This is a genomic window from Actinoplanes sp. CA-030573 (assembly GCF_050951115.1).
In the GTDB taxonomy this organism is placed as follows: Bacteria; Actinomycetota; Actinomycetes; order Mycobacteriales; family Micromonosporaceae; genus Actinoplanes.
Map to the genome: position 1 here is coordinate 7896152 of NZ_CP192038.1, position 20602 is coordinate 7916753.

14 protein-coding genes are annotated in these 20602 nt (G+C 71.9%); 6 read left to right on the top strand and 8 right to left on the bottom strand.

Features of this window, described 5'->3' with window-relative positions; genetic code table 11:
* The first annotated feature begins 65 nt into the window (after nt 1–65).
* Nucleotides 66–245 (top strand): DUF4236 domain-containing protein, encoded by a 180-nt coding sequence (locus ACQP2F_RS36340; RefSeq protein ID WP_433295640.1) that lies wholly within the window; start codon nt 66–68, stop codon nt 243–245.
* 1 nt (nt 246) lies between these two features.
* On the opposite strand, the gene ACQP2F_RS36345 is transcribed toward ACQP2F_RS36340, so the two are convergent.
* Entirely contained in the window at nt 247–1140 is an 894-nt protein-coding gene (locus ACQP2F_RS36345; protein WP_433295642.1) for a hypothetical protein, read from the bottom strand.
* 131 nt (nt 1141–1271) lie between these two features.
* On the opposite strand from ACQP2F_RS36345, the gene ACQP2F_RS36350 reads away from it, so the two are divergent.
* The 3 genes from ACQP2F_RS36350 (at nt 1272) to ACQP2F_RS36360 (ending at nt 5556) form a co-directional block, all read left to right on the top strand.
* Entirely contained in the window at nt 1272–3146 is a 1875-nt protein-coding gene (locus ACQP2F_RS36350) for a fibronectin type III domain-containing protein (RefSeq protein WP_433295644.1), read from the top strand.
* A 102-nt stretch (nt 3147–3248) separates the two neighbouring features.
* Nucleotides 3249–4832, top strand: a complete 1584-nt coding sequence (locus ACQP2F_RS36355) for a GGDEF domain-containing protein (RefSeq protein ID WP_433295646.1) — start codon at nt 3249–3251, stop codon at nt 4830–4832.
* Between the two features lie 19 nt (nt 4833–4851).
* A complete protein-coding gene (locus ACQP2F_RS36360) occupies nt 4852–5556 on the top strand; it encodes an HAD family hydrolase (protein WP_433295648.1) in 705 nt (234 codons plus the stop codon).
* Here ACQP2F_RS36360 and ACQP2F_RS36365 read toward each other — a convergent pair.
* Complete coding sequence (locus ACQP2F_RS36365) at nt 5551–10164, bottom strand: trypsin-like peptidase domain-containing protein (RefSeq protein ID WP_433295650.1); 4614 nt, start codon at nt 10162–10164, stop codon at nt 5551–5553. The two genes, ACQP2F_RS36360 and ACQP2F_RS36365, sit on opposite strands and share 6 nt — an antisense overlap.
* Before the next feature lie 137 nt (nt 10165–10301).
* A complete protein-coding gene (locus ACQP2F_RS36370) occupies nt 10302–11306 on the bottom strand; it encodes a hypothetical protein (RefSeq protein ID WP_433295652.1) in 1005 nt (334 codons plus the stop codon).
* Between the two features lie 173 nt (nt 11307–11479).
* On the opposite strand from ACQP2F_RS36370, the gene ACQP2F_RS36375 reads away from it, so the two are divergent.
* On the top strand, nt 11480–12823 hold the full coding sequence (locus tag ACQP2F_RS36375; protein WP_433295654.1) for an SGNH/GDSL hydrolase family protein: 1344 nt from the start codon (nt 11480–11482) through the stop codon (nt 12821–12823).
* Nucleotides 12824–12874: 51 nt separating this feature from the next.
* Here ACQP2F_RS36375 and ACQP2F_RS36380 read toward each other — a convergent pair whose 3' ends face one another.
* Entirely contained in the window at nt 12875–13387 is a 513-nt protein-coding gene (locus tag ACQP2F_RS36380) for a DUF805 domain-containing protein (protein WP_433295656.1), read from the bottom strand.
* A gap of 42 nt (nt 13388–13429) precedes the next feature.
* Here ACQP2F_RS36380 and ACQP2F_RS36385 point away from each other — a divergent pair, with 42 nt between their 5' ends.
* A complete protein-coding gene (locus ACQP2F_RS36385) occupies nt 13430–16582 on the top strand; it encodes an NACHT domain-containing protein (protein WP_433295658.1) in 3153 nt (1050 codons plus the stop codon).
* On the opposite strand, the gene ACQP2F_RS36390 is transcribed toward ACQP2F_RS36385, so the two are convergent.
* The 4 genes from ACQP2F_RS36390 to ACQP2F_RS36405 are packed head-to-tail and all read right to left on the bottom strand — an operon-like array spanning nt 16579 to nt 20602.
* Nucleotides 16579–17478 (bottom strand): aminotransferase class IV, encoded by a 900-nt coding sequence (locus tag ACQP2F_RS36390; RefSeq protein ID WP_433295660.1) that lies wholly within the window; start codon nt 17476–17478, stop codon nt 16579–16581. The two genes, ACQP2F_RS36385 and ACQP2F_RS36390, sit on opposite strands and share 4 nt — an antisense overlap.
* A gap of 9 nt (nt 17479–17487) precedes the next feature.
* Nucleotides 17488–18150 carry an endonuclease/exonuclease/phosphatase family protein gene (locus tag ACQP2F_RS36395; protein ID WP_433295662.1) on the bottom strand — a complete coding sequence of 221 codons (663 nt, stop codon included), beginning with the start codon at nt 18148–18150 and terminating at the stop codon, nt 17488–17490.
* Nucleotides 18053–19618: a phosphatase PAP2 family protein gene (locus tag ACQP2F_RS36400; RefSeq protein WP_433295664.1), complete on the bottom strand. Its 1566-nt coding sequence runs from the start codon at nt 19616–19618 to the stop codon at nt 18053–18055. Before ACQP2F_RS36400 ends, ACQP2F_RS36395 begins: the two co-directional genes overlap by 98 nt.
* 9 nt (nt 19619–19627) lie before the next feature.
* Entirely contained in the window at nt 19628–20602 is a 975-nt protein-coding gene (locus tag ACQP2F_RS36405; RefSeq protein WP_433295666.1) for a YihY/virulence factor BrkB family protein, read from the bottom strand.

The following is a 20602-nucleotide window of genomic DNA, read 5'->3' on the forward strand; positions in this document are numbered from 1 at the left end:
TTGTAAATCCGCCGGATCGGGAACCGATCGCCCATCACGCACGCCACCTCAGGAGGGACGTACCGATGGGCCTCATGTTCCGCAGTCGCAAGAAGTTCGGGCCGCTCATCCTGAACTTCACGGAGCACGGCTTCTCGTCCTGGAGCATCAAGATCGGCCGCTGGTCGTGGAACTCGCGCACCCGCGCCCACCGCGTCGACCTCCCCGGCCCGCTCTCCTGGAAGCAGGACAAGGCGCGCCGCTGAGTCACGGCAGGCTGATCACGACGTCCCCGCCCAGCCGTCCCCCCGGCGGCTGGCGGGTGACCGCCCCCGAATCGGCCAGCGTGTGCAGCACGCGAGTCGCATCGGCCGCGCGATAGACCGTGGACGTCAGCGCGAACGTGCGCAACTCGGTCACCGTCGCCGAACCGACCCGGCCGAGGTGGGCGAGGATCTCCCGGCGCAGCGGGCCCGGATGCGGGCTGAGCGAGATGTCGATCAGATGCCGCTCCGGATCGCCGGGATCGCGGTAGCGCACGCCGGCGAACTCATCGACCGCCCACAATGCCTCCTTGAAGCCCTCGAGGCTTTTGCCCGACGTGGTGCCGAACGCCAGCAACTCGCCCGGCTCCTCCCCCGTCGCCAGCTCCACCTGCGTAAACAGTGGCCACTCGGCCCGATAGGCATCGGCCGGCACCCCGGGCGCGAGCACCAGCAGCACCTCCGCCGGCTTCCCAGCGGTCAGCGCGGCCACCGTCTCCCGGCCGGGCGGCGCACTCGCGCTCGACGCATCCAAAAATCCCAGCAGCGGTACGCGCGAAGCTCCCCCAGCCTTCAGCGCGACCCCCAGCCGCTCCTCCGTCCCCCCGGAGACGGCGTGCACGGCGAGCCCACCGATCTCGGGCAACGCGCCGAGCCGGGCCGAGACCGGACCCACGTCGTCGCCCACCAGCAGCATCGCGAGCTCCCGGCCACGTACGAAATCGGTCTGCTCCCCCAGCACCCGCGCGGCCGCCTCGGCCAGGTCTCCCCCGTCGGCGTCGGCGTAACCGTGCGCGTAGGTGACTCGCCGGGCCCGGTGCAGCGCGGCCGGGGCCCACGCCTCCAGGTGGCGAACCAGCAGCTCTCGCTTGACCGTCGCGATCTCCGATGGGGACATATCCGAGTTCTACAGTGCCCGGGCCGGTTCGCGCATCCGGCCGGCCGAAACCTGTGGACAACCGCGACACTCGTTTCGCGCTGTCGCGGCGGGGTTGTACCTAACGTGTTCGAACGAGCACTATGGGACACATGCCTCCGGCCCCGCTCGCCGAGCTCACCCAGCGCGCGCAGACATTGACGTCGGCGGGCGACCTCGCGGGCGCCCGGCGAGTGCTGGCCGGTGCGCTCGACCCGGCCGACACCGACCCCGGCCACGCCACTCCCGACCTGGCCGTGGCCGCCGCCCTGCACGCGCGCATCCTGATCGCGCTCGGCGACGCGCACGCGGCCCGGCTGTGGGCCGGCTTCGCGCACGAGGCCGAGGAGCGCCTGCACGGGCGGCACGACGAGCGCACGGTGGCGGCCGCCGCCACACACGCGGCCGTCCTGCAGCGGGTCGGCCATGTCGAGCGGGCGGCGCAGGTCTACGAGCGCCTGGTCGCCGACCTCACCGAGCTCGACGGCCCCGACTCGCCCCGGGTGCTGGCGGCCGAGGCCGACCTCGCCACCGCCGAGCACGCGGCCGGGCACTGCACCTCGGCCCGGTCCCGCCTGGCCGGCGCCTGGGTGCGGCACCGCCATCACCACGGCGACGCCTCCCCGGCCGGCATCAAGATGCTGGCCCGGCTGGGCGCGATGGAGCGCGAGTGCGCCCGCGACGCCGAGTCCCGCGAGCACCTGGCCCTGGCCCAGGAGCTGTGCGCGCGCTATCTGCCGGCCGACCATCCGCTGGTACGGCAGGTGGCCGGCCTCGCCGTCGCCCCGGCCACCGGCCGGCACGTCTGCGGCCGGGTCGCCCGGCCCGCCGGCCCCGCCATGCCGCCCGGCACCCCCGCCGCCGGTCAGACAGGTGGGTTCGCGGGGTCTCAGGCGGGCGCGGGGGCTCAGGCGGGCGCGGGCGCCGCGGCTCAGGCGGGCGCGGGACAGGCGAGCGCGGGCGCCGCGGCTGAGGCGGGCGCGGCTCAGGCGGACGGGCCGGCCTGGCCACCGGCGGGCGGTCCGGACGGGCGTGGCCTGCCGCCTCTCGGGCCGGGGATATCCGCGGCCGGGCCGACCATGCCCTTTCCGCGCCGGCCTACGGTGCCCGATCCCGAGCACGGTGGTGACTTCCCGCCCGACGACCCGCTGCGGCCGCCGCCCGACAACCGGCCCACCGACCCCAACGGCACCGTCTATCAGCAGCCTCTCTACCTGGCCGACTTCCGGCAGACGCCGGGCGATCCGAGTGGGCGGCACGCGCGGGCCGACACGCCGCCGCCGATGCCGGGCATGCGGGCGGCCGAGCTCGGCCCGGACGGCCGGCCCCTCCCGGTCGGCTCGGCTCCGGCAGACACGCTGGCCACCCCGCCCAACTCGGAACGCCTGCTGCCGGTGCGCCCCGAGCCGCCCGCCACCGGACGGCGACGGCAGCCGTTCCTGCTGGTGGCCGTGCTGATCGCGGGCATCGCGGTGGCGATCGCCATCGTGGCGCTGACGCTGCCCGACGCGAACGGCGCCACCAGCTCGCAGCCGACCGTCGCCACCCCGGGGTCCGCCAGCCCAGGGGCCGCCAGCCCAGGGGCCGCCAACCCGGGGGCCACCAACCCGGGGGCCACCAAGCCGGGCGGATCCGCGAACCCGGGGGCCACCAACCCGGGCGGCGCTGCCTCGACCGCGCCCAAGCCGACCGAGGCGACCACCACCGCGCCGGCCGGCGCCCCCGGTGCGCCGACCGACGTCAAACTCCGCGACAACCGCGACAGCGTGCACCTGACCTGGACCTATCCCAAGGGCGCCGAGGGGCCGGTGCTGATCTCCGGCGGGCGCACCGGCCAGCCGCTGCGGGCGTTCCAGCAGCTCCCGGCGGGCACGAACGACTACATGGTCTACGGCCTGAACGACACCCAGAACTACTGCTTCACGGTCTCCGTCGCGTACTCGACCGATCGGATCCCCTCCTCCGCCCCGGTTTGCACCAAGCGATGAACGCGCGATAGCAACCTTCCCGCAACCGGGCGGAACCGTCGATGCTCCCGGGCGTCCCCACTCTGATGCGTCACGGCACCCTCCGGCAGGAAGCAGGAAGCAGTGACGACGAAGGCGGCGGAGCGCGACAGCGCCACGGCCACCGACGCCCGTGCGGCGCTCGCGGCCGACTTGCTCGAGCTCGAACTGGTGGGTGCATCCAAGTTCCGGACGGTCGGGCTTCCCGCCGCCCGCGCCCAGGCGGCGGCGGCCGTGCTCGGCGACGAGGAGCTGGGCCAGCGCGCCACCCTGCTGCGCGCCGACGTGATGATGCGCGAGGGCCGGATCGGCGAGGGCGGCCGGCTCGCCCACCAGGCGCTGGCCTGGGCCGAGCGGCACGACAGCCGGTACGTGAAGGCCCGCGCCCACCGCGAGCTGTCGATCTTCTTCCGGCTCGTGGGCGACCTCTCGGACGCGCTGACCCACGGCGTGCAGTGCGTATCGAACCTCACCGAGGACGTGGGTCCGGCCCTGCGCGCCCGCCACATGATGACCTTGGCCGTGGCCCTGGACGACAGCGGTTCGACCGAGGAGGGCGACCGCCGCTCGCGCGAGGCCCTCCAGCTGGCCGCCGCGGCCGGGGACCAGGAGCTCACGCTGCTGATCCTCAACAACATGGCCTACACCGCGTACGAGAACGGAGATGAACCCGCCGCCCGCGCGCTCACCGACCGGATGTACGCCGCGTCGGCCCGCTCGGGCCGCCCGCTGGCCGCGAACGAGCTGGACACCGTGGCCCGCGTGCAGATGCTGGGCGGGCGCTTCGACTCGATCGAGACGACGCTGGCCGGCGTGCTCGACGGCACGATCCCGGCCAACGAGGGCGACGCCGGCGCCGAGTGCCTGCTGACGCTGGCCGAGGCGCGCCGGCTCGCCGGCCGGTACGCCGACGCCCAGGCCGTCCTGGACCGGGCGATCCGCGAGTGCGAGGCCAATGGACTGGCCCGTCTCCGCGCCCGCGCCCGGCAGGAACAGGCGGCGCTCTTCGCGGCGGCCGGGCGCTACCGGGAGGCGTACGAGGAACATCAGCTCTTCCATGCCGACTCCTCGGCCCTGCATTCCGTCCAGCGTGAGTCGCGCGCCCGGGCCATGCAGGCGGTCTTCGAGGCCAACGAGGCGCGCCAGGCGAGCGAGCACTTCCGGGAGATGGCCCACCGGGACGCGCTGACCGGCCTCTACAACCGGCGGTACGTCAACGAGCGGCTGCCTGCGCTGCTGAGCGAGGCGGCGTCCCGGCGCGGCCCGATCTCGGTGGCGATCGCCGACCTCGACCACTTCAAGCGCATCAACGACACGCTGTCGCACGCCACCGGCGACAGCGTGCTGCAGCACATCGGCACGCTGCTGCAGGAGGCGGCGACGGACCCCGCGATCATCGCGGCCCGGATGGGTGGCGAGGAGTTCCTGCTGATCTTCCCCGGGATGGACGGCGCCGAGGCGACCCGCCGCTGCGAGCTGCTGCGCCTGCGCATCCGCACGCACGCGTGGCAGCCGGTGACCGGCGCGCTGCCGGTGACCACCAGCATCGGGGTCACCACCGCGATCGAGGGCCGGTCCACCGTCTCGGCGCTGCTCTCGCAGGCCGACCGCAACCTCTACGCGGCCAAGCGCGCCGGCCGCGACCGGGTGGTTGCCGACCTGGCCTGACGCCGCCGAGGATCGGGACATGACGACACGGGTGGCGATGTGGTCCGGGCCGCGCAACATCTCGACCGCGATGATGCGCAGCTTCGGCGCCCGTTCCGACACCGTCGTGGTCGACGAGCCGCTCTACGCCCACTACCTGGCCGCGACCGGCATCGACCACCCCGGCCGCGACCAGATCCTGGACAGTCAGCCGACGAGCTGGCAAGAGGTGGCGGCCGGGCTGACCGGGCCGATCCCCGGCGATCCCGCGGTGCATTACCAGAAGCACATGACCCATCACCTGCTCCCGGTCATCGGCCGCAATTGGCTGGGTTCGCTCACCCACGCGTTCCTGATCCGCGACCCCGCGCACGTGGTCGCCTCATACTCCCGGGTGCGCGGCGAGCCCACGCTGGAGGACCTGGGATACCCCCAACAGGCGGAGATCTTTCGCGCGTACGGTGGCCCGGTCGTCGACGCCGCCGACATCCTCCGCGACCCGGCCGCCACCCTGACCCGCCTGTGCGAGGCGCTCGGCATCCCGTTCGACCAGGCGATGCTGGCCTGGCAGCCGGGCCCGCGAGACACCGACGGCGTCTGGGCACCGCACTGGTACGCGGCCGTCGAGAGGTCGACCGGCTTCGCCCCGTACGACCCGTCGCCGGCCGCCGTCCCCGAGCGGCTGCGGCCCCTGGTCGAGGCCGCCCAGCCCTACTACGACGAGCTGGCCGCCCACCGGCTATGAGGGGGCGGCGTCATCGGTGCCCTCGACGCGTTCGCGATCGAAACCCTCCTGGAGGCCCTGGCGCAGCTCCTCCATGACTTCCGGATCCCAGTCGAACCGACCGCCGACGGTCAGGACGGTCTGGCGTCCGTCGCTGAGCTGACCGGGCTGGGCGCGGCCACCGGACAGGCGCATCAGGCTGACGGCGAACTGCGTCAGGCCCAGGCCCGCGGCGCCCAGGGCGGCGTAGAAGTAGCACGGGGCCGAGCGGGTGAACCGGTAGCTGCCGAGCGAACCGGCCAGGAACAGGCCCCGGAAGTCGCCGTTGTCGAGGAACCATCGGGTCATCTCGAGGAGGTAGCTCTCGTCGTGCACCAGCTTCTGCAGGTCGGCCGTGTCGCGGGACCGGCACTGCAGCAGGAGGAAGAGATGCGCCTCGTGCAGCGGCCACTGCGCGTCCAGCCTCCCGGCGAGGTCGAGCAGGCTCACCGCGTAGTCGTTGATGAACAACTGCTTCTTCGCCTCGAGCAGCTCGAAGAACCGGCGCCAGTTGTCGGTGGCGCTCTGTTCCATCAGCTCGCGCAGCTCGTTCAGCACCCGGATCATGTTGCCGAGCACCGCGCCGCTGTGCGGGTCGGGCACGAGGACGTCGGGCGGGGCGGCATCCCCGTTCCTGATCTCCTCGGTGAGATGCGTGAACTCGTCCTGGATGAAGGCGGCGTGCTCGGGGAACTCCTCCTCGAGCCACCGGAAGGCGCCCGAGTCGTCACCGTCGTCGATGTACGCCTCGAACTCGGTCAGCTGGTGCGGGAGCATCAGCGACGCCAGCCGGATGCCGACCCGATGCTCCAGCTGCTCGTGGAACCAGGCGAAGACCTCGTGCCGGCGCGCCTCGGAGTCCCAGCTCAGCCCGAGCCCGGTGAGCAGCTCGTCATCGACCTTGATCCGTTCGCCGGCGCCGTCCACGTCGGCCGTGGCGATCCGCTCGCGCGCCCGCTCGAAGAAGTCCAGCGACGCGTTCTGGCCGAGCATGTACCGGCGCAGTGCCTCGTACGCGCCGGGTATCGCGGGCAGCAGGTCCAGCGCCCGCTCCGCGAACCGCTGATGCCCGGACGAGGTCAGCGCCAGGATGAGACGGTTGCGCCACAGGTCGGGCATCTCGTCGACCTCGACCGCGGCCAGGAAGTCGCGCGTCTCCGGGGTGTGTATCGAGCCGATCGCGATCATGCTCTCGACCCGGATGGCCCAGGAGTGCTCGGCCTGGCCGGCGATCTCCTCGAGCGTCGCGCGGCCGACATGGCCGGCCTCCGCGAGTTGCCGGCTGGCCAGCGGCCAGTCAACCTCGTCCCCGGAGTCGCGCAAGAGGGCCTGGATCGATCCGCTCACGCCCTCCACGCCGGCCCGAGCGAGGGCGACCGCCACGCGTACCTGGTCCCGGACGGAGAGGCTGGAGCTGTTGGCGATGCCGAGCGCCACGCCGGCGTCAACCCTCGTCGGGTCGATGTCGAGCAGGGCGAGAAGTGCCGTTCCGCGCATGCTGATCCGCAGGCCGTCGTCGGCGACGATCGCCGAGAGGATCTGCAGCGAGTGCTCGTTCCTGGCTTCGGAGAGCGAGATCAGCTGGCTGAGCGTGAGGGTGAGGGGAAGCCCCCGGTACACGTGCTCCAGCATCAGCTCGACGCCTGCGTCGCCGATGTCACGGACCGCGCGGCACAGCGCCATCTGGCGGCTCCAGGACAGCCGCGACCCGAGAAGCAGCTGCCGGGCCGAGGGTAGCCACTCGAACTCGCCCTTGCGCACCATCGCCTCGGCGACGAACGACTTGTCCTCGGCCAGGACGCTCGGGTCACGCAGGAGCTTCGTCGCCTCCTGCGTGAGACCCTCCACGCCGGAGTTGACCAGCAGCTGGATGAGTCGGCACCGCACCGTCCACTCGATCGTCGGGTCGTGGGCGGCGGCCTCGACCGCGTCGGCGCCGCACTCGAGGAGAGTGGCCGCGACCATCACCCGGGCCGTCACCGAGAATTGGCGGGTCCGGAGCAGCCGGATGCCCAGCCGCATCAAGGGGCCGTCCTGTGGCCGGATCGTGGCCAGGAACGCCTCGAGGTCGCCGAGCTTCCCACGGGTGCTCAGAACCTGCCACACGGCCTCCAGCGCGGCGTCCTGCTCGGTCGCGGCGAGCGCCGGGATGAGCCGCCGGCGGTATCGCTGGGGAACCTCGGTCTCCAGTGCATGGATGCCTAGCTCGATACCGGCCTCGTTGCCCGCCTCGGCCAGCGCGCAGACCACCTCGTGATAACGATCGCTGCCGCGTACGTCCTCGGCCGCACAGATCTCCAGGCCCCGCTCCGCCGCACCCGCCACCGAGGCCCGGATGAGGGCGCCGAACGCGGCATTCCGGCGTCGCCGGTCAGAGCTGCGCGGCTCGTCCTCGAGCAGGCGGTCGATGACCCGGCGGGACACGTCGCGGCTGACGGCGCCGCGCCCTTCGCCCAGGCACTGCGCCGCAAAGATCAATTGGCTGGACCAGGGATCGTGCTCGGCGGCCAGGATCGCCTCGATCAGGAAGTCGGCCTCGCTCATCAGCGGCGTGGCGAGAGCGAAGATCTCCTGCCACTCCACGTCGAACCAGCGGTGTCGCTCGAGCGCCTCGGCCACGCCGGCGTCCGTCAGGCGGGCGACGTAGCCGGCCAGCAGGTAGTCCCGGAGGGAGGGGTGCAGCACCCGTACCAGCGGTTCGAACGAGTCGGTGTCGTCCTCGATCAACAGCCCGTCGAAGGTGAACTCCCACAGCACCGGGTCGGGTGGCGGCTTGGTCGGCTCCGCGTGGTTCACCCGCTGCCAGGCATCCCAGCGGGCGATCGACGAGGGCAGTACGTTCTCGTACTCGGGATGACGACGGAGCTGGGCGGTCAGCTCCCCGCGCGCCATCGTCACGCCCGATGAACGCCACGTGTCCTGCAGCGCGCCCATGGAGTCGGAGAGCAGCCGCATGCGCCGGTCGGGATCGGGCGGCCCGTCGACGTCGATGGCGCTCCGGCTCGCCTCCCGCCAGCGACCGGACAGCAGCCGGCTCATCACCTGCTGGTAGAGAGTCGTCCGCGAGGTCGGGAAGCGTTCGGTCCGCGACATCGTCCCGGCCAGACGGCACAGGAACGACAGCAGCAACGGGACGGTGGCGATCTGCCGCAGGGTGGCGCTCTCGTGCAGGGCGTCCTCGAGGGACTTGCGGCGGTCGGGTTGCCGCTGCAGCCACGCCGCGATGAAGGCGGAGGCCTCACGGGACGAGAAGCCGACGACCTCCACGTCGATGCGCCCGTCCGGGACGATCTCGTCGAGCAGCGGGAGGGCCGACGGCCGGGTCGAAACCAGAACCGTATTGGCGCTCGCCGCGAGGATCGACAGGGCTCGTTGAAGCCCACGGCGAAGCTGCCGCGGAACCTCGTCCAGACCGTCCAGGCAGACCACCAGCCGGCCGATCTCGAACGCCTGCCGGATCAGGGCGGCGCAGTCCGCCGCCGCGTCCACCGGCAGCTTCTCGAGGCGGACCGCCTTGGTCAGCGCCTCGGCAACGCCACGCCGGTCGGGGTCCTGGTCGAGTCGCGTGCCGAGCGCCGAGGCGTCGAGGATCAGCGGGATGCCCTGCTGCTCCGGGTCGGCGCCGTCGTCGATGGCACGGCGGGCGTCATGCGCGATCGTCTCCGCGTGGTGGGCCAGAAGCCAGCTCTTGCCGTACCCCGGGAGACCTCGGATCACGGTCGTGAGGTTCTCCGCCCGGCGCGGATCCCATCGGAACCGCTCGCCGACGGTGCGCCAGCCCTGTGCCCGGCTGCCCACCTCGTTGCCGTCCGACGCGACGGCCCGGGAGACGTAGCGCACCCAGGTCGACTGGTGGATCGCAGCGCGGTCCACCATGGGCGGCAGGTGACGGGCGCGACTGTCGACCATCTCGAGGGTGACGCCGAGCAGATCGCGGGTCGCCGCTCCCACGTTGCGTACGGTGAGCTCCGGCCGTACCGCGAGCCGCCAGGTCTTGTCCGCGCGGTGGAAGAGCTGGTTGCTGGTCCACATGTCGGGCTGGTGCAGCCGCAGCGCGTTGACCGAGACGGCGTAGAGCCCGTGCGGCAGGTCGGTCGAGCGCTGGGCCTTGACCACGCCCACGACCGTCCCGGTCGCGAGGTCGAGCAGCGGGCCACCACTCATGCCGGGGTCGACGATCGCCCCTTTGCACTTGATCAGGTCCCCGCCGAGATGCTCGCGGACTCCCTCGTACTCCACCCGCACCGGGTCCGGCGCCGACTGCTGCGAGGTGACGCCCTCGGTGAAACCCTGGGCGAGCATCGGGCCGCCGGAACACTCGTGATCGGACAGCAGCACGCAGACATGCGACTCGTTCTCCGGAGCGTCGACCCGCAGCACCGCGAGGTCGGGCAGCGGGTAGATCGACTCGTTCGCGGTGTTCTCCCGGGGCTCCAGCCACATCACCGCCGCCGGCTGCGGCTCGCGGTCGTCCCGCCGGATGAAGACCTGGTCGCCGCCGAACCGCGCGATCACGTGGGCGGCCGTCACCACCCGGCCCGGAGCGATGAAGAACCCGCTGCCGTACGTCTCGCCGTCACGGTCGACCACTTGAACGGTGGCTCGCCTCAGGAGTTGAGGAAGACTTTCGGTCATCGATCAGCCACTCGACGGAACCCTGCCCCTCTGCCACCGCGCGGTCGGGAGTACAACATCGAATCTCAACGTCCACCGGACGTTGGACCGTGTCAATCGCCCATGGGATGGATGGAGGATCGTGCCAGGAGGTGGTTGTCGGCCAGGACGGCGAGCCAGTAGTTCATCCGCTCGGCGTTGGTCAGGTCGCGCCAATGGCGGAACAGGCCGGTGTCGTTCAGGGGCAGCCGGCCCTCGGCCTGGTGGATCTCCAGCGTGGCCCAGGCGGCGCCGGGCGCGCACACCCGGCGGGCCGTACGGAGGATCGCGGCCAGGCCGGCCGGGCCGTACATCGGGTCGAGCGAACGCCGGCCGTCCACCTCGGCGGCCACCGGAACCCGGGTCAGGAAGCTGAAGTGGTCGGGCAGCCCGGCGTTCAGCGGGTGGCCGTCGTGCAGATGCAGGTGCACCGGCTTGCCGAGCGGCCCGGCCGCCTCGATCAGGCCGAGCACGGCGGGCAGTGCCGCGCGGGTCGCGTCGCGTAGGTCGGTGATGAACTCGGGCAGCCGTTCGGAGCGGGCGGTGAGGCCCGGACCCGCGTCCGGCCGGGCCTCGGCGAAGGCCCGGCGCGCCGCCTCGATGCCGATGTGGCCGACGTCGACGCAGATCGAGGCGAGCTCCACGCCGGCGATGCGGTGCGCGAGGTCGGCGTACCACGGCGGGCCGAGGCCGGTCGCGTACTCGAGGAACACCATCGGATGGCGGGCACGCGGCCGGCCCAGCTCGCGCAGCGCGGCCACGACGTCGCCGATGCGGTCCCGCATGGCGGCCTTGTCGTGCACGACCAGGCCGGCGATCCGCCCGGCGAAACGGGAGGCGAACGCCTCGACGGTGGCCCGGCCGTCCTCGCTGAGGATGTCGACGTGCCGGTTCAGGTGTACGACCGGGGCCGTCTCGTGCTCGGGCACATAGCCCAGCAGCCGCTCCAGGTCGCCGGGGTGGTCGGCGTACAGCTCGGCCGGCATCCCGGCCTCGGCGAACCGCAACGCGGCCAGCCGCAACAGCGCGTCGTCGCCCGCAATGCGCTGCTGGAACAGGGCGCGTACGGCAAGGCTCATCCCTGGATCATCCCCCTTCGGACGAACCGGAACAGTCGGATTCCCGTCCGGCGCCTGGTGGCTTGCGGACGAGCGTAGAAACGATGACGATCGATGGATTGCTCGACGTTCACAAGGGAGTGACGATGCGAGTTACCCGTACGAGCAGAGCTGTCATCGCTGCCCTCGCGTGGGTGGCACTCACGCCGGTCGCCGCCGTGGCGGCGGACACCAACGGCTCGGCGAACCGCTGGGCCGACGCCTGGACCGGGTCGGCCCAGGGCGTCTACCCGGTCGGCTACTCGGTGGCGCAGCCCGGGCCGGTCGGGCCGGCCGGCCCCGGGAACACGGCGCCGCTGCTGACCGCCGCGTTCCCGGACAACCAGGCCCGAAACCAGACGTTGCGCCTGATCGTGCATCCGAGCGTGACCGGCACGAGCTGGCGGATCCGGTTGACCAACGAGTTCGGCACCAGGCCGGTCACCTTCGGGCGCGCGTACGCCGGCCTGCAGTCCAGCGGGGCCAACGTCGCGCCCGGCAGCAATCGCGCGCTCACCTTCGGCGGCCGGCGGTCGGTGACCGTCCCGGCGGGCCGGACGACGCTGAGCGACCCGGTGTCGGTCAAGGTCACCGACGCGTGGTCGCAGCGCCTCGCGGTCAGCCTGCACGTCGCCGGCGATAGCGGGCCGATGACCTGGCACGCGGCGGCCTTCACCACGTCGTACGTCTCGGGCCGGAACGCCGGCGACCACACCGCCGACCTGGCCGACACGGCGTTCCCGTACTCCACCACCTCGTGGTTCTTCGTCTCCGAGGTCCAGGCCCAGCGCCGGGACACCGCGACGGTCGTCGCGTTCGGCGACTCCATCACCGACGGCTTCTTCTCCACGCTGAACGGCAACGACCGCTGGCCCGACGTCCTCCAGCGCCGGCTGGACGAGCGCCGGTCGTCCCACCGGCACCTCTCCGTCGTCACCGAGGCGATCGGCGGCAACATGGTCACCCGGATCGGGCGGACCCCCGGCGGCTGCACCCCGTGTGACGGGCCGCCCGCGGTGGACCGGCTGAACCGCGACGTCCTCGACCGCCCCGGCGTCCGGGTCGTCATCCTCCTCGAGGGCATCAACGACCTGGGCGGCGGCAACGCCACCGCGGCCCAGGTGATAGCCGGGTACCGGGAGATCGTCCGCCGGGTGCACGCCCGGGGCATCAAAATCATCGGCGCCACGCTGACCCCGTCCGGCGGGACCGCGTTCGGCCTGTACGGCACCCCGGAGACGGACGCCAAGCGCCGGGCGATCAACGACTTCATCCGTACGAGTGGGGTGTTCGACGGTGTCGCCGACTTCTCCGCCGTGATCGAGGACCCGGCCAACCCGGGCCACCTGCGACCGGAGTACGACACCAACAGCACGGTCGGCGGCCCGGGCGACCACCTGCACCCGAACCGCGCCGGCTTCCTGGCGATGGCCGGCGCCGTCGACGTCGCCCAGCTGGAGCGCTTCGCACGAGAACCGGCCGGCAAGCGAGCCGCCTGACCCGAGCCCCGCTCCGGGGCCGCCGTCACCGCGCGGCGGCCCCGGTCGAGCTCAGTACGGCCGCGGCGGCGCCTGCTGGTAGCCGGGGCCGTAGCCCTCGGCGGGAGCCTTGGGGTTGGGGCCGTGCTCGTTGGCCGGGTGGCTGTCCTGCAGGAAGAACACGAGCAGGACGATCCAGCCGACGATCGGGACGAGGCCGATGAGCAGCCACCAGCCGGACTTGCCGGTGTCGTGCAGGCGCCTCGCGCCGACGGCCAGGCCCGGCAGGAGCAGGGCCAGCTGGAGGATGCCCTGGATGGGTCCGGTGGTGTTGTAGGCCGATCCGCGGAACCCGAGGATCGTGTCGATGATGCCACCGACGATGCTGACGATCGCGGTGAACAGGACGAAGAACCAGTACTCCGAACGACGAGCGCGGCCGCGGAAGTCCGCGTACTTCTGCAGGCAGATCTTGACGGCGTCCTGGAACGACATGACGCACCTCTCGAAGTCGTCGAGGGTTTGAATGCGGTCGATAGTAGGGGTATCGGGGCGGCCCCGGTAGGGACCGCCGCGTGGGATCATCGGTCCTCCGACATCGACACTGTGGATCCGAGGGGCCGCCGCATGACGAGCGACGCAGCCATCAAGATCAGCGAAGCGGTGCTCCGTACGGTGTTGCGGCTGTGGGCCGGTCCCGCCGCCGGGGCCGCCGACGGATTGACGAGCGTAATCGCCGGCCGCACCCAGGACGCCATCGAACGCCGGCGCGCGCGCCGATTCTTCGACGAGTGCGCAGACACGATCGCCGAGCGGATGGAGGTGTTCCTCCAGGGCGAACGGCAGGTCTCCGAGAACGAGCGCCGGGCCGCGGTCGACGCCGTCACCGACACTCTTCAGCGGGCGGCGATCAGCGCCGACCTGATCGTCCAGACCAACCTGGACGCACAGCAGCTCGAGCGCAGCCTGACCGGCGTGTCGGCCCAGGTGCTCGAGGCGGCCGCGCTGGACGAGGACGCGGAGGCCTTCTACCGGCGTCTGCTCCCGGAGACGTGCGCGTACGTCGTGGAGGCCGTCTCCACGCTGCCGAAGTTCGAGAAAAACGTGTTCGCGGCCCTCCTGCAGCGATCCGCGTCGATCACCGAGCAGCTGCGGGATGTCCTGGACCGGCTGCCGTCGGCGACCGGCGTGGACGAGTTCACCGGGCGGTACCTACGCGCGGTCGCCCGCAAGTTCGATCGGCTGGAGATCCTCGGGGCGGCGCTGTCGGAGCAGTCGTCGCGACGGTATCCGCTGTCGGTGGCGTACGTGAGCCTGGCCGCCCTGGATGCCTGGCGCTGGCCGGCTCCGCCGCCACCGCCGCCGACGGTGGAAGCGCCGGCGAAGGCCGAGCCGGCTCCGCCGTCGCAGCGACGCAAGCGAGAGCCCTTCTTGCTGGAATTCGCGGCCTGGCGGCGTCCGCGCCGGGCCGGCTCGACCGGCCAACCATCGCTCGTCAACCCGTTCGGGCGGCCGATCCCGGGGGACGATGTCGAACGCTTTTACCAGAAGGCGCTTGAACAGGTGTATGAGTCGTTGCGCTGGAGAGACGACTATCCGGGAAGCTCGCTGACGGGGCTGCGGATCTCGGAGGCGGTGGCCGGATCGCCGGCCACCGGCCCGCGCTCGGCCTACCTGCTGGTCGAGCCGTCGCCGGTTGGCGACCAGACCACGGACGTGCGGGTGGAAGACTTGCTCGGCCGCGCCGACCGCCACCTGCTCGTCGGTGAGGCCGGCTCGGGGAAGACCACCCTTCTGCACTGGCTGGCGGTGCGTGCGGCGCAGCTGGACTTCGCGGAGCCCATTGCCGGCTGGAACGGCTTGATCCCGTTCGTCATCCCGCTGCGGCGCTACGCGCACGGCTCGCTGCCCGGCCCGGAGGATTTCCCGGCCGAGGCGGCCCGCAACATCCTCGACGACATGCCCAAGGGCTGGGTCTTCAACATCCTGAACGCCGGACAGGGGCTCATCCTGATCGATGGCGTCGACGAGCTGCCAGAGGAGCGGCGCACGCAGGCTCGCAGGTGGCTGGAGGACCTGGTCGAGGAGTTCCCCTCCTGCCGATTCGTCGTCACGTCGCGGCCGGCCGCCCTGGACGACGGCTGGATGCTCGCGGATTTCCAGCCCTCGCAACTGGAGCCGATGAAGGTTCGGGAGATCCGGGCGTTCATTAATCGCTGGCATGAGGCCGTCCGTCAAATGGTCCGCGACAAGGCCGAGCTCGACCGCATCGACGGCGATCGCGAGGCGCTGATCGGCTTCATCGAGACCGACCGGTTCCTGCGCGCGCTCTGCATCAATCCGCTGTTGTGCGCCCTGCTCTGCGCGCTCAACCGCGACCGCAACCGGGTCCTCCCCCGCAACCGGATGGGCGTCTATCAGGCCGCGCTGGAGATGTTGCTCGACCTGCGCGACCGTGCCCGCGACGTCAAGGGCACGGTCGAGATGACGTACGAGCAACGGGTCGTCGTCCTGCAGGACCTCGCCCTCTTCCTGGTGCGTAACGGCTGGTCCGACACGACGATCGAGCGCGCGGTCGAGCAGGTCAAACGGTCGACGAAGGTGCTGCCGCCGCTGTACCACGAGCCGCCGGCCGTTCTCGCCGACCTGATCGAGCGCAGCGGGCTCCTGCGCCGGCCGGTGGTCGACCGCGTCGACTTCATCCACCGCACGTTCCAGGAGTACCTGGCCGGCAAGGCCGCGGTCGACGCCGATGACATCGGCTACCTCGCCGAGCACGCCGAGGACGACCAGTTCCGCGAGGTCATCGTGATGGCGTCGGCGCACGCTCAGCCGCGGCAGCGCACCGAACTGCTCGCTCAGATGATCCGCCGGGTCCCGCGGTCGGCCCAGCCCCAGCGGCTCAAGCTGCTCCTGCTGGCGTGCATGCAGGCGGCGCCGCAACTGGATCCGGACCAGCGAACCGAGATCGAGGCAATGGCCGCCGACCTCTTCCCGCCGCGGTCCATGGAGGAGGTCCCGGCGCTGGCTGCGGTGGGCGAGATGGTGCTGGATCTCCTGGTGCAACGGCCGCCGAAGACAACCGAGCAGGCGTGCATCTCGGTGCGGATCGCCTCGGCCGTCGGCGGCCCGGACGCGATCCCGATCATCGCGGAGATCGCCGGCCGGTTCGACGGCCTGTCCGACGAGCTCGTGCGAGCCTGGAGCAATCTGGAAGCCGTCCCGTTCGCCACCGAGGTGATGTCCCGCCACGGCGCCCGACTGACCTCAACCGCGACACGGCGGCTCAACCTGCCCGATCCCGCGCTCGTGCGCCATGCCCACCTGCTGGACTGGCTGGAGCACCTCCAGGTCAACGACTTCGACGCGAACAACACGCCGCAGCCGCCCGCGCTGCGCAGCCTGACCATCGAGTCCTGCGGCAAGGGCACGCTCGCCGAGGTGATCAAGTGGGGCGGCGTCACGCACCTCGACATCAACGTCGGCCGGTCCTGGCTGGATCCGTCGCCGCTGGCCGGGCTCGAGAACCTGACGGCGTTACGCATCCGTTACGCCGGTGACTTGGTGGTCAACCTGGCCTTCGTGGGCCGCCTGAAGAAACTGCGGAGGTTGCAGCTCGCCCAGCCGGCCGCGCGGTTCGTCAAGCTCGGCTCGCTGGGCGACAAGAGCGCCGGCCTGCAGCTGTACGTCCCGGACCGGGTCGCGATCCAGGGTGGCGCGGCCTTTCGGGGCCGAGTGATACGCACCGCCGACTTCCCACCGCTGTTCGAAGACGCCTAGAGCACGCGTACGCCGTTGGCCGCCGCGTGCTCTTGGTAGCGGGTCGCCATCCGGGTCGTCACCGGGCCTACCGCGCCGGTGGCGATGGGGCGGCCGTCGATGACGGTGACGCCGGCGATCTCGCCCATCGTGCCGGTGCAGAAGACCTCGTCGGCGTTGTACATCTCGGTCAACGAGATGTCGCGAACCGTTGCCGGGATGCCGTCCGCGGCCGCCAGCGCCAGGACCGTCTCGCGGGTGATGCCCTCGGGGCACGACGCCGTGGTGGGCGTGTGCAAGCCGCCGGCGGACACCGCGAACAGGTGCGTCGCGTTGGTCTCGGCGACGAAGCCACGCTGATCGAGCATCAGGGCGTCGTCGGCGCGGGCGGCGGTGGCCTCGATCTTGGCGAGGATCGAGTTCAGCAGGTTGGCGTGGTGGATCTTCGGGTCGAGCACGTCGGGGCCGGGGCGGCGGACGCTCGCGGTGGCCAGGCGCAGGCCGGTCGTGTCGTAGACCGGCGGCTTGTGCTCGGCCAGCACGATCAGCGTGGAGCCGGAGCGGTTGAGCCGGGGGTCCATGCCGCTGGTCACCTTGACGCCGCGGGTCAGCGTCAGCCGTACGTGCACGCCGTCCCGCATGTCGTTGGCGCGCAACGTCGCCGTCACCGCCGCGATGATCTCGTCGTCGGCCGGAATGTCGGCGAAGTTCAGCGCCGTGGCCGAGCGGCGCAGCCGCGCGAGGTGCTCGTGCAGGCCGAAGATCGCGCCCCGGTACAGGCGCAGGCCCTCCCAGACCGCGTCGCCGCCCTGCACCACCGAGTCGAACGGGGAAAGCCCGGGCTGGTCGCGGTGGAGCAGCTCGCCGTTGACCCAGTAGCGGATGTCGGCATTGCGCTCGTCATACGTCTGCAGCATCGCGGACGATCATAGGTCGGCGCGCACCGGATAGTGGTCCGAGGCCTCGTCGCACAGCACCCGCACGTCGCGGGGGACCAGCGAGGAGCGGGCCAGGATGTAGTCGAGCCGCATCGGCCCGAACTCCGCCCCGCCGATCGACGTGGGCACGGTCCGCCCCTCCCCGACGCCCGAGAGACACCACCAATCGGAGAATCCGGCGTGCCGGAACGAGGCAATCGCCCGGGTGTCCACCTCCCCGGACGGCAGCAGGTGACGGCGAGCGTCGATCCCGGCCAGAGCGGCGGAGTGGTCGGTGTACGGATCGAGCGAGTTCATGTCCCCGGCGATGATCACCTCGCCGGGGAACAACGACGAGAGCCAGACCGCCTCGCGCCGGCGCCGCTCGCCCGACCAGGGGTTGAGGTGGGCGCTGACGAAGGTCAGGCCGTTGGAGAGGCGGACCGCAGCGGCGGCGTGATGCATCCGCCAGGCGAACGAGCGGCGCCGCACGATCCGCAACGGCGGCCGGACCAGTACGGCGACCGGCTGCCCGAACACCGACCGGGCCAGGTGTGGCACCATCCCGGTGGCGTCAGCGACCGTCCGCATGCGCTCGCGGTGCCGGCGGTCCCACCCGCGCAGCTCCTGGAGCGCGAGCAGGTCCGGCCGCTCGCGCCGGAGCACCGTCACGATCGCGTCCAGCCGGTTCCGGCCGCCGTTCAGGATGTTCCACGTTAAGATTCGCACGCAGGTAGGCCCCCTCGTTCGGGCGCACCGTGAACCACAGCACGGAGAGCCAGCACACCATGAGCAGCAGCGCGCCGGCGACATCGGTCGGGTGGTGCATGCCGCGGTACATCCGGGACACGGCCACGCCGACCGGCATGATGACGGCCAGTGCCACGAAGATCCAGCGCCACCAGGCCCGGGTGCGGGCGGTCACGATCAGCGCGATCGCGGTCCACAGGCACATGGTGGCGGCGATGTGCCCGGACGGGAACGAGGACGTCGGCAGCTGCCCGTCCAGGTGCTCGGCGTACGGCCGGGGCCGGCCGGTCGCGGCCGCGCTGAGCAGGAACAGCGTGAGCTCACCGAACATGGCCAGCACCAGGAACAGCACCGGCCGCCACTGCCGCCAGAGCGCCAGCGCGAGCGGGCAGAAGACCAGCGAGACGGCGAGGATCGCGTGCGTGTCGCCGGCCTTGCTCCAGTACCAGCTGAGGTGGTCGAGCGAGGGCGTGCGGAAGGTCTGCAGCCACCGCGGGAACGCATCGTCGAAGCCGGGCGACCAGCGGGTCACCGCGTAGCCGACCAGGTAGAGCAGGCCGAAGGTGAGCGTCCAGCCGACCAGGATCTCGGCGCCCTTGGCCCACGGGTGCGGCAGGAGCTGCGCCTCGCCGGGCGCGGGGGCGAGATCGGGGGCGGCCTCCGGCTCGAGACCTTCGGCGATCGGCGGGGTGGGATGCCCGGCTTCGCGGCGCCAGACCCGGAAGGCGTACGCGGTGACGCTGATCCAGGCGAGGCCGAGAGCCCACCCGGCCAGGACGTCGGAGAGGAAGTGCACGCCGAGCGCGATGCGGCTGAGCCCGATCGCGAAGACCAGCAGTCCCGCGACGCCGACCAGCCACCAGCGCCATCGGCCGCGAGCCACCGACAGGAAGACGAGGGTCAGAGCCCCGTACACGATCGTGGAACCCAGCGTGTGCCCGCTCGGGAAGCTGTTGCCGCCGCCGACCGCCACCGGGTCGGCCACCACCGGCCGCACCCGGCCGACGAGCGTCTTGAGCGACGGGTCGAGCAGCAACGCGCCGATCCCGGTGACCGACAGGTAGATCGCGAGCCGGGGCCGCCGCCGGATCAGCAGAAGAGCGACCACGATGACGACCAACGGGATCAGGAAGCTCCGCCCGCCGGCGGTGGAGATGCCCTTGAGCACCGCGACGGCGGGCGGGTGCGGGGCGACCAGGCCGTTCAGCCCGTTCGCGATGGACTGATCGAGGTGCTGCAGCGGGGTCCAGTGGTAGCGCACGAGCAGCAGCAGCGCGCCGAACGCGAGGCCGGCCGCCACCACCGCCGCCAGGCCGAGCACGCTGCGCTCGGCGAAGTGCCGCACGGGCCGCCAGCCGGCCCGTTCCACCACCTTGTTGTCGTCGGTCACGCCGTCTCGTTACCCAGGCGGAAGAACGCGTACACCGCGCCGCCGCGGCTTCGGCACATCGGTGGCGCCCGGCTTCCACGAGTCTTGTTTGGCCGGACGGCGGGTGCCGGCCCGCCGGGCCTCGAGCTGGGCCGCGAAGGCGATGCCGAGGAAGATCGCGATGCCGGTCAGGTTGGCCCACAGCAGCAACGCCATGATCGCGGTCAACGGGCCGTAGGTGGCGCCGAACCCGCCGCTGACCTTCACGTACCCGGCCAGGAGCAGGCTCGCCAGCCACCACAGGACGGTCGCCACCACCGCCCCGAACATCAGCCAGGACAGCGCCGGCTGGTGGCGCCTCGGCGCGTACCGGAAGAGCAGGCCGACCGCGACCACGATGAGGCCGAGGCTGACCGGCCAGCGCACCACGTCCCAGGTGGTCTTGAGGTGCCGGGCCCACGCCCAGTGCCGCTCGGCCGACTCGCTGAACGGGTGCCCGGCCACCAGCAGCAGGAAGCCGAAGAGCGCGGGCAGGCCGGCCACCAGCGCCAGGATCGCGGCCCGGACGTATTTCTCCAGCGCCGAACGGTCCCGCTCGACGCCGTAGATGCGGTTGGCGCCGCGCTCGATCTGGGCCATCGCGGTGGTGAGCGCCACCAGTCCGGTGATCAGACCGAGGGTCAGGGCGAGCTCGCCGGCGTCGCGGCTGCGGTCGGTGTCGGCGAGCAGATCCCGGACGAGCGGCTCGCTCGCGCCCGGGGTGATCGCCCCGATCGTGTCCGCCACCACCTGGCCCGGCCCCGCCGCTCCGAGGTCGGCCGCGAGGCCGGCGAACGCGATCATGAACGGGACGACGGCGAGGCAGAGCTGGAACCCGAACGCGCGGGCGTGGCTGAACCCGTCGCCGTAGCGGAACCGGACGAACGCGTCACGGAACAGCGGCCAGCGGCCGTAGCGGCGCAGGGCCAGCAGCGCGTCGTCGGCCGAGAGCTCGTCCCCGCTCAT